This is a genomic window from Pseudomonas morbosilactucae (assembly GCF_023241715.1).
Taxonomy (GTDB): Bacteria; Pseudomonadota; Gammaproteobacteria; order Pseudomonadales; family Pseudomonadaceae; genus Aquipseudomonas; species Aquipseudomonas morbosilactucae.
This window is the reverse complement of the sequence record NZ_JALQCW010000035.1, coordinates 54,662-64,184: the sequence shown is the minus strand read 5'-3', so window position 1 is coordinate 64,184 and position 9,523 is coordinate 54,662. Positions and strand designations below refer to the sequence as shown.

The following is a 9,523-nucleotide window of genomic DNA, read 5'->3' as shown; positions in this document are numbered from 1 at the left end:
AAGAATGAGCCTTAAACCATGGCGCGAGATCGCCGTTCCTCATGAGGACGTCCTCAAAGGCACGTTTCAGCAGGCCGAATTCGCGGCCGATATTTCGCGTGTTCATCAAGGCTCGGCATCCGAGGAGTACCAGGACGCTGCGCTGTTCTTTCAGCGTACGTTCATCACCGAGGGTATGCGCCTGTTGCTCGACTCGGTAGTCAAGCGCCTCGCTGGCAAAGGTGGCGATCCGGTCGTCCAGCTCCAGACTGCGTTTGGCGGCGGTAAGACACATACCCTGCTCGCCGTTTATCACTTGGCGAAAGGCACACTTCCAGCAAGTCAGCTCCAAGGCATCTCGCCAATCCTTGACGCGGCAGGTATCCAAGAACTGCCGAGGGCAAACGTCGCGGTGCTAGATGGTGTCGACTTGCTCGACTTGGCTAGCAAGCCACGCAAGCATGGCGAGTTCGCTGTGAAGACGATCTGGGGTGAGCTCGCTTGGCAACTCGGAGGCGCGGAGAGTTACGCGATGGTGCAGGAGGCCGATGAAAATGGCACTGCGCCTGGTAAGAGCGCGCTAGCCCAGATGTTGGCCTCGCGTGCGCCTTGCATCATATTAATGGATGAGCTGGTTCGTTTCGTCTCCCAGTTTGAGGAAGGTAAGACTCTCTCTGGCGGCACATACGACACACAAATTTCTTTTGTCCAGTCACTCACCGAGGCATTAAAGGCAGTGCCGACGGCAATACTCCTGGCATCGCTGCCGTACTCTGATCGGGAGGCAGGCAGCCAGCAAGGGATAAAAGCTTTACGAGCTTTAGAACATTATTTTGGACGTGTTCAGGCGCTATGGAAGCCTGTGGCAACCGAAGAAGCGTTCGAAATTGTACGCCGGCGTTTGTTCGCCAACATCTCTGATCAGCTAGGCGCAGAAGAGGTGTGCCGGGCTTATGCGGACTTCTACTCAGCCAACGCGGGAGATTTTCCCCCAGATACACAAGACAGCCACTATTTTGACCGGATGAAGCATGCGTATCCGATCCATCCGGAGGTCTTCGATAGGCTCTACGAGGATTGGTCCTCGCTTGACAATTTCCAGCGCACCCGCGGTATTTTGAAATTCATGGCCAAGGTGATCCATCGCCTTTGGACTGACGGCAATAACGATCTAATGATCCAGCCTGGAAGTCTGCCGCTGTATGACTCGGACACCCGCAACGAGGCTATCTACTATCTGCCACAGGGGTGGGATCCCGTCCTCGAGCGCGATATTGATGGCGAGCGGGCGATCACGACTGAACTCGACAACGCGAAGCCGCTGTTCGGGTCCATCTTGGCTTGCCGCCGAATCGCGAGAGCCGTATTCCTCGGATCTGCTCCAGATGCGGGGGCTGTTGGCGGATCAAAGCACCATAGGGGCATTGAGCTTGAAAACCTGATGCTGGGCTGCGCGCAGCCTGGGCAGGTGCTGGGACACTATAAGGATGGCGTCCGCTCCTTGGTTGACCGTCTTCAATACTTCAACAGCGCGAATAACAGATACTGGTTCGATACCCGGCCAAATCTTCGTCGTGAAATGGAAGACCGCAAGCGCCGGTTCAACCTACGTGAGGATGTCTACCCTTACATACGCGAAAAACTGCGTTTTGCGCCTGGATCCTTCGGCGGAGTACACGTCTTCACTGAGAGCGCGAGTGTTCCTGATGATTTGGCGTTGCGGATCGTGGTCCTGCATCCAGAGGCCACATTTGGGCGATCTGCGCAAGGCCCAGCGACCGATGCCGCGTTGGCGATCTTGAGGCAACGCGGAGATCTGGCTCGGCAGAAACAAAATCGGCTGATTTTCTTGGCGCCGGACGCCGACAACGTCAGCCGCCTCAAGGATCATGTGTGCTCAGCGCTCGCTTGGCAGTCCATCGTGGCTGATGTGAAGGAGGGCCGCCTCAATCTCGATCAGCACCAAGCCAAGCAAGCGTCGAGTAGCCTCGAACAGGCCAACGAAGGTCTGGCGCGCATGGTGCGCGAGACCTACAAATGGCTATTGGCCCCCATGCAGGAGGCTAAGCCTGGTAAGGGCATCGGTGATCTCCAATGGGAGCATTTCCAAGTTAACCCGGCAGTGGCGAATCGTGCCGACGAGATTGAGAAAATTCTCAAAGAACACGAACTACTCATCACCGAATGGTCACCCATCCATCTGTCAAATCTGATGCGGACATGGTTTTGGAAAGATGATGCTCCCGCCTTTAGCGCGGTCGAGACTTGGCACAAAACATGTCATTACCTGTATCTGCCTCGGCTCCTCGACGCGGATACTCTACGGATGGCGATTGGTGTCGGAATAAGTTCGCGTGACTTCTTCGGCGTCGCCTATGGCAATGAGGAAGGCCGCTATCAGGGCTTCCAATTCGCCGAAAACACTTCGGTGATTTTCGACGACACATTATTGCTGATCGAACCCAAGGCAGCTTCCGACTTTTCGGCCAAGCTTGCGGCCGAGGCCGCTGAGCGCGAGGCCGCTGCTATGCCTGCGACGCATGGACGCGACGTGTCGGGCGCTGGATCAGGAAGTAATGCTACAGGGAATGATGCGGATGACGATTCTGGACCTTTGCCTTCGCCCTCCAGCAGTGGCTCTCCGGCCCCTATGCCAGCACCGGGCCCTGTTGCCAAAAAGCGGATGTTCTTCGGCACCGTTGAACTCGATCCGGTCAAAGCTAAGTTGCAGTTCTCAGACTTGGCCGACGAGGTATTGATGCTGTTTACACAGAAACCGGGGATCAATGTGAGAATCTCAGTCGAGATTGAGGCCGAATCATCTGCAGGATTCGATGACAGTACGCAGCGGGCTGTGCGTGAAAACTGCAATCTGCTTAAGTTCAAAAATCAAGCGTTCGAAGAGTGACTGAGTTCTAGGATGGAGCTGAGCGGAAACTGGCTTACGGTCAGCGACCGCACAGCCTAGCCAGTGCTATCGAAAACAATCAGTCCAAACATTTGCTCCGGGCCCACATGAAACTTATCAACACCTACGATGATAGAGACGATGCTGAAGAGGCGGTGGAAAAGCTTACGGGCGACAAACGACTTGCTAGTGAGCGTGATGGTACCGTGGTGATCTACAATCTATTTGGCACTCCGAGCTGGGGGAACTTCCACCGGCTCAAGATGTACAATTTAGAAGAGCTGAAAGCTCTTCTTGCTCGACGTGCGCACTGGCAAGAGATAGAGCGGGCTCGTCACACGGAAATCATCGCAACGCTCCAATCCGTGGCTAAAAATTATGTAATAGCCATCCCAGAGCACTGGCTCTAATCGATGAAGCGAATCTCCAGATAAACTGGTGGATCGTCTTCTCCCTCGACCTTGTAGCCCCCGGACGTATTGAGCAATTCAGCCACGACCTGACTTCAAGCGCCGTTGTAGTTGTCGCCTTCAGTGACGATGAAGGCGTTACTGGGTATTTCATCCTTTAATGGCTAAGTCGGCGCATACACGCAGGACACCGTCGTGCACATTGTTGACCGCATCTTGCACAGTCAATTCATTACGGCAGGAGAACCACTGATACTTCGCGATGGCATTTTCGAATGCAGCTGAGCAAGCTGAGTGTTCTGCAGCGTTTTTGATCACCAGGCTATTCAGTCCGCGAGCGCGCCTCGCAGCACGTTCCCACGAGATATCCGGCGCTGTGATAACCCCAACGTGTAGGTCAGGGATCCGTACGCCCATGTCGAGGTTCAGCTGCAGTATCTCAGGAAAGGGCAGGATTCTCCGGAATGCGGAGTCTGACGGGTACCAGCGATCGATGAGGACAATGCTGCCAAGATCCTGTGACTCAATGACGTTCTCTGTGATCCATGCCCTTCCTTTAGCCAACTGTAGACATACTTCACGTTCCAACCCTAGGTTCGGATTTGAAGTGAGCTCCTTGATCAGTTCCAATGTTACCGGCCGGAAAGGGTCGAGCTCCTTTTCACAAAGACAAACCACATTGTGGCCTGCCGCCCGCAGGCAAGGAGCCGTAGCTTCAAGCACAGTCGTCTTGCCTGTGGCTTTCGGCCCGTCAAAGGATACGACCAACTGGCGTTTCAAGCGGCGACTACTGTTGAAGTCGACTCGTTGGCGCTTGCCATCTGTGTAGGTTGCCCGCTGATGCTCCCATCCCGATAAAGAGATATTCCAACGCAACCACTTGCGCGGGCGTTCAGAATAGCCTTTGCAATGTCGTCTAGAGTGCTACTGGAGGGCAGGTTGATTGTCTTTGAAATCCCCCCATCGATGAACGATTGGAACGTAGCCTGGGTGCGAATGTGTTCGCTTGGAGTGAGGTCATGTGCACGAATCATCGTTTCCCGTATTGCGGCTGGGATCAAAGCGATCTCACACGGGGCATCTCCATTGATCAACTGATTAGTGATTTCATCAATCACCGCAGCACTTAAGTCATGCCCTATAAGCAGGCGGCGGAGGGTGGGTTGGAGCTGGTGAATTACTCGGTTCTCAACAGTCTGGCGAAGCACATAGCTAAAAACCGGTTCGATTCCACCAGACACGTTTGCCATCAGGCTCAAAGTCCCATTTGCAGCGATGGCCATCAGGGAAGCGTTTCGGCGCAGCGGCTCGCCGGGGTGCAACAGTTTAGGGCTGCAGCTGCCTCGGTTGGTTGCTAAGAGCTCACTGGTTGACCGAGCAGCCGATTTCATCAGTGCCATCACGCGTGAGGCGAACTCCAGTGCCTGCTCAGTCCCGTAGCGTTTTCCCATCAGCAACAAAGCGTCTGCATACCCCATGACGCTCAGACCGATCTTGCGACTTTCCTTGCATCGTTCAGCAACCTCCTCAGACGCGTGATTCTGAATGTCGTGAAGGTTATCCAGGCAACGCACTGCAAGGCTTACAGCCTCTTGAAAGCGGTTTTCATCGAACACACCAGCGTGGATGAACCTCGAAGCGTTCAGTGAGCCGATCAGTGAGGACTCGTTTTCGCGAAGCAAGCTCTCTCCGCAAACGTTCAGAATCAAACGTTCCCCATTTGGAGAGCGAAGGGACTTATGCTCGCCGAATGCGATGGCGGGGCGACCGGTGCTGTAGATTGATGAGCAGACAGCGTCCCAGGTGGCAGTGGCCTTAGTGTCTGTGCGATGCAACGCGGCGAAGAACTCACCGTCGAGTTCGACGTTAGTGTGTGTGATCTCCAGCGAACTGCTCATGCCAATGAAAGAGGACACCATTGGATGGTCGGCATGGAGAGTTACAGCGCTGTGAGCTTTGCGTTTACGGGTTGGATTGAGGATTGCTGTCTGCTGCTCAATGAACATTGTCATGGCCACAGGATCGTCGACCGATGTCAGGTCGTAGCCAATGCCGCCACATCCGTCGTGGATCTTTCCGGCGACTTTCATGGCGCTGGTATTCAGGGGGGGAGCCAGTACATGGCAGGCGAATAGATTAGCGCTGTTCTCGTGTTCACTATTCATCATCACGGGGGAGTTGGGCAAGAACGCCCCATCATGCAGCAAAGCATGCAGTTTCATCCCCAGAGCTTTCGCTTCAGCTTCAGATGAGTATTGCATCTCAACTGTTTCAAACATCCGAACCACTCGCCGTGGTAGATCGGACCAGTCACATGCGTTCACGTCAGCGAAAAATCGCGGTGCCAGAATCCCAAGGTATGGGTTGTTGACCGCCCATGCTGGTTGAACTTGAAGTGCAGGCTGATTTGTCTGGTCCATGATTACTACCGGGGCTGAAGACACCGCCCCGACTCCTTCTGATCTTGATTGATGGGGCGCAGCCGGGTGGGGCGGCGCGGATAAGAATCTACAAGTTATCGGTAAAACGGGAGATACCTCAAGTGCAGAGCCTAAAGCACCCTGCCGGACCCACATAGCGGCAAAACCATTTCCAGCGAGAAAGAACAGAATATCTACTCAGTATTGCCATCGACGCCAGCGATCGACTGGGAACGTATTAAATACGGCACGATCTTTATTGGAGCGTAAGCGCTCCAAGTTTTATATTTATGGATCGCTAGAGCTCCACTAATGATGGCTACTACCCATCTTCTTGAGTAATCTCCCGCCATCGAATACGGGAGATCAACATGGACAGCCGGTCACCAGAAAACCTACCTAAGCCGCTTGGACGCTTCTTTAGCGAGAATCTGAGTGCGGTGATGGCGGTTGCAGGTAAGCAGCGCGACAGCGGCTTACCAGGGCCAGTCACATCCACCAGGTTGCAAGCCGAGACGGGGATTGCTCGAAGCACACTTCGCTCGCTCAAATCGCTAGAGGATGACTCGGCCGCCAATCCAAACCTCGATACGCTTGAGCGCATTGCCGATGTGCTGGGAGTGCCGCCTGCATTCCTGCTCATGCGTCCTCAGGACTGGTTAGCCCTTGGTAACGCTTTGGGTGATATCGGTCACTATTTGCCCGCCGCCGGCAAACTCCAGCAAAACGGTTTACTAGAAGCCAAGAGTCCGGTGGAAAAGGTGCTGCGTGAGTCAAAGATGCATCCTGATCCACGACCAATTGGGGTTGGTGCTTCGCCAGAAGTAGCGCGTGCAAATGCTAGAGACGAATGGCGTCGGCGGCACTGCCTTACCCTTGATGCATTGATACTCCGGCAAGTCCGAAGTCCAAACCAGCGAGTTGCCCTAGCGGCTATTGCCGGCGCGCTGGCCAACCGGGCAACACCGAACGATCCGAAGATCGAAAACTAATTCATCCAAATTCAGAAGGAGTTCTAGCATGGCACTGATTCACGATGCGGACCTCGCAGATGTGCTGACGAGCTCAAGCGCAGATGATGTCAGGCTACTTATTGACGTCATCACCGACAACGGCAAGGGGCGGGTCTCTCTGTCCTCAACAGTGTGCGGACAATTGGTTGCAGGCAAGGAAGGCGAAGTCAATGAATTCATGCGCGCCTTGGTGGCAGAAGAGCTGACACGCTTTGGCGGTAACTCGTTGATGAACCTTTTCCGCGGGGGCAGCGGTGTCCCCTACAAAGAAATGCTCAGCGACGTTGCGAACCATGTTGGCGTAGCCAAGATCAGCACCGCCAGTTGCGGCGATTTAGAGATGGCAATCATCGCGAAAGTAATTGAGCAATCGCTCAGCCGTATGAGCGAGGAAGACAAAGCTACCTTCTTCGAGTCAGTAGGACCCGGATACCGCGCCGGGATGGGGCCGAGCGCTCTCGCCACGCTCATCGCCAGCCTGAGTGCCTCCGGACTCACGGCTTACTCCCTCTCTGCCATGGTAGCGAGCGCAACAATGAGCAGCCTTGTGGGGCGGGGCGTGGTCTTCGCCGGTGGTGCGACTCTGGGCAGAGGTTTGGCAGTTCTCACAGGCCCCGTCGGTTGGGCGATCACCGGGATCTGGACTGCCTTCGACCTCGCCAGCCCGGCCTACCGGGTAACCGTCCCCTGTGTCATTCAGATCGGTCACATGCGCCAGAAGATGTTGCTTAAGCCAACCTGTTCAGAATGCCACTTTCCACTCACGGCAGACGCTAAGTTCTGTGGCAATTGCGGTGCACGGGTGACAAGCCGATAAAAGCGCTTTCGTTCAATCGCAACTGGAGTATTCGTTGATGAATCCTACGATTTCACCACTTGAGTTTTTACTGACCAATGCAATCTGTTTCGCCGCCGGCGCTGCAATGGTTGTCGCGCTGCAACTAGGAGGCAAGGCCGTTTACCGGGCAGGGCAGCGCAAGACACCCCCCGCTTTCTGATCTCAATCAGAAGTGCATCAGGCGAAACAATCAATTAAGGGATGAGTTATGTACACCAACAAGCATGCTACCCGTCTGGCGCAGCAAACACTTCAAGCTGTGCAGATGATCGACGACATCAGTCGGTGGAAGTCCGACCTGGAGTGGTTCAGCACGTTCGATATTGAAGACGCTAATACCAAACTGGGGCACGCCAAACGTGCAGTGCAGATGGTCGGCAATCGCCTGGCTGAACACAAGCATAAGATTATGTCATCTCAGCAGCGCTTGGCCGAGTTAAAGGAGATCGCGGGGGGCTTTTTCTCCAGTTTCTGGCGGTCGGCTGAACAAACCGTTGCCCATCGACAATGTACTGAGCTTGAATCCCTTCTTAAATCTCTCCGCCAATCTGCGGCCGATGACCAAGTCATGCTGGATGCCTACGAAAAGGATGTATGCAAGCTAACCGAGTCGCTTCTTCGCCATCGTGGCCTGAATCCGCTTGAAGCCCAGGCGACCATGGCGAGCAAGAGTGAGGAGTTGGCGCGATTGCAAGACGAGATCGAAGAAACCCGCCGTGCAAGTGAGCATTGGGAGTCGATGGCCGGCGAGGTGCTGCGCAAATGGAAATGTGCACTCAGTGAGTTGGCCAAAATAGAGCGTGACATTGCTCAAGCTGAAGGCTTTGAAAGAGAGTTGAGTAGTGCAATGACCTCTCGCGAAAAAGCGATGATCCACCAGCGTTGCGAGGCTCGTTTTCAAAATGGTAGACCAGGTGCCGTCCTTAGTAGACTGAACGGCGAACAACGCAAGTTGCAACGTGACGCCGATAAACTACAGTCCCGTCTGAAAGACATCATTCGGCTGCTGGATAAGCAAATTAAGACGCTGATAATCGATGGCAATAACCTTTGCTACGAACCTATGGAGCAAGGTAAGGGGCGTTTCATTGGTCTGGCCGCATTGAAGGCACTGGTGCCGCACCTTTCTAAAAGCTACAACGTGACCTTGATGTTCGATCCAGGCATCCGCCAGCGTCTATCGCTGGATGACTTCGCGCTGAAGGAAATGTTTCCCGAGGCTAACGTCATCGTGATGCCCCCGGAAATTAAAGCCGATGAAGGATTGCTTGCTGCTGCCGAGTTCGACACGGGCGCCTATGTAATCAGCAATGATCATTTTGCGGATTACCCCGAGCAGCCGGCAGTTCAAGAGAACCGGGTTTTAAAGCATATCGTTCACCCAAGGTCGGTGCAGATCCACCAGTTGCAGTTGAATATTCCGTACTGAGCCTGACACACGTACCGAAATATGTGGCTGAGACATATCGTAATACTGCAGTACTTTGAAATTTATTTACGTTGTAGGCAGCGCGACTATTGATGGTGCAGGACTCTTTGGCACAACCGTTCGCGCCTTTCGATTTCAGTAAGATTCGTCAAAGAATTGATACAAACCTCCAAAAATCGATAACAGCTCCGACTCAGCTCAGTGGGAATCAGCCAGTTCAAAGCAATCAGTACGCGGCTGTGGCAGAGAGACTATCTGCGTCCGTTTTATGAGTTGGGGACTAATGGTATGCGGCTTGTCTGTCCCCTCCGCTGAAGGTTCGCCCGCGATCCAAACCCCCTGGGGCGATGAGTTCGCTCCGACGATCAAGGATGGCGTTCGGTGTGCTGAGACCTGGCTCGAAGGCTCATCATTACCGTTGTGGTGGGCACTGGCGCAGAACTGAAAACGTCATTGTCCTGGGGACTTTCAAGAAGCGTTCGAGGCCGGTTTTCTGCTGCGCTTGCAGCAGACGCTGCTTAATCTC

Annotated in this window: 8 protein-coding genes; 6 read left to right on the top strand and 2 right to left on the bottom strand. The window is 54.2% G+C overall.

Annotated elements, in window-relative coordinates; genetic code table 11:
• Nucleotides 1-4 precede the first annotated feature (4 nt).
• Together M1B34_RS15405 and M1B34_RS15400 are read left to right on the top strand one after the other, a co-directional pair.
• Nucleotides 5-2,887, top strand: a complete 2,883-nt coding sequence (locus tag M1B34_RS15405) for an ATP-binding protein (RefSeq protein WP_130888416.1) — start codon at nucleotides 5-7, stop codon at nucleotides 2,885-2,887.
• A 107-nt stretch (nucleotides 2,888-2,994) separates the two neighbouring features.
• Nucleotides 2,995-3,297, top strand: a complete 303-nt coding sequence (locus M1B34_RS15400) for a hypothetical protein (protein ID WP_130888415.1) — start codon at nucleotides 2,995-2,997, stop codon at nucleotides 3,295-3,297.
• A 150-nt stretch (nucleotides 3,298-3,447) separates the two neighbouring features.
• Here the strand turns inward: M1B34_RS15400 and M1B34_RS15395 are convergent, their stop codons facing one another.
• Together M1B34_RS15395 and M1B34_RS15390 are read right to left on the bottom strand one after the other, a co-directional pair.
• A complete protein-coding gene (locus M1B34_RS15395; protein WP_130888414.1) occupies nucleotides 3,448-4,077 on the bottom strand; it encodes a nucleoside/nucleotide kinase family protein in 630 nt (209 codons plus the stop codon).
• Entirely contained in the window at nucleotides 4,074-5,717 is a 1,644-nt protein-coding gene (locus tag M1B34_RS15390; RefSeq protein WP_177434925.1) for a hypothetical protein, read from the bottom strand. Before M1B34_RS15390 ends, M1B34_RS15395 begins: the two co-directional genes overlap by 4 nt.
• Before the next feature lie 371 nt (nucleotides 5,718-6,088).
• On the opposite strand from M1B34_RS15390, the gene M1B34_RS15385 reads away from it, so the two are divergent.
• Genes M1B34_RS15385 through M1B34_RS15370 form a run of 4 tightly spaced genes read left to right on the top strand, consistent with a single transcriptional unit; the run spans nucleotide 6,089 to nucleotide 8,997 of the window.
• Nucleotides 6,089-6,709 (top strand): helix-turn-helix domain-containing protein, encoded by a 621-nt coding sequence (locus M1B34_RS15385; RefSeq protein ID WP_130888412.1) that lies wholly within the window; start codon nucleotides 6,089-6,091, stop codon nucleotides 6,707-6,709.
• Nucleotides 6,710-6,737: 28 nt separating this feature from the next.
• Nucleotides 6,738-7,547, top strand: a complete 810-nt coding sequence (locus M1B34_RS15380) for a zinc-ribbon domain-containing protein (RefSeq protein ID WP_268265550.1) — start codon at nucleotides 6,738-6,740, stop codon at nucleotides 7,545-7,547.
• Nucleotides 7,548-7,584: 37 nt separating this feature from the next.
• Nucleotides 7,585-7,728, top strand: a complete 144-nt coding sequence (locus M1B34_RS15375) for a hypothetical protein (RefSeq protein WP_177434924.1) — start codon at nucleotides 7,585-7,587, stop codon at nucleotides 7,726-7,728.
• Between the two features lie 48 nt (nucleotides 7,729-7,776).
• Nucleotides 7,777-8,997, top strand: a complete 1,221-nt coding sequence (locus M1B34_RS15370) for a hypothetical protein (protein WP_130888410.1) — start codon at nucleotides 7,777-7,779, stop codon at nucleotides 8,995-8,997.
• Nucleotides 8,998-9,523: the final 526 nt, after the last annotated feature.

Bases quoted from the DNA above. Each gene is read 5' to 3' on its own strand.
- M1B34_RS15380 (WP_268265550.1), top strand. From the start codon at position 6,738: ATGGCACTGATTCACGATGCGGACCTCGCAGATGTGCTGACGAGCTCA.
- M1B34_RS15385 (WP_130888412.1), top strand. From the start codon at position 6,089: ATGGACAGCCGGTCACCAGAAAACCTACCTAAGCCGCTTGGACGCTTC.
- M1B34_RS15370 (WP_130888410.1), top strand. From the start codon at position 7,777: ATGTACACCAACAAGCATGCTACCCGTCTGGCGCAGCAAACACTTCAA.
- M1B34_RS15375 (WP_177434924.1), top strand. From the start codon at position 7,585: ATGAATCCTACGATTTCACCACTTGAGTTTTTACTGACCAATGCAATC.
- M1B34_RS15405 (WP_130888416.1), top strand. From the start codon at position 5: ATGAGCCTTAAACCATGGCGCGAGATCGCCGTTCCTCATGAGGACGTC.
- M1B34_RS15390 (WP_177434925.1), bottom strand. From the start codon at position 5,717: ATGGACCAGACAAATCAGCCTGCACTTCAAGTTCAACCAGCATGGGCG.
- M1B34_RS15400 (WP_130888415.1), top strand. From the start codon at position 2,995: ATGAAACTTATCAACACCTACGATGATAGAGACGATGCTGAAGAGGCG.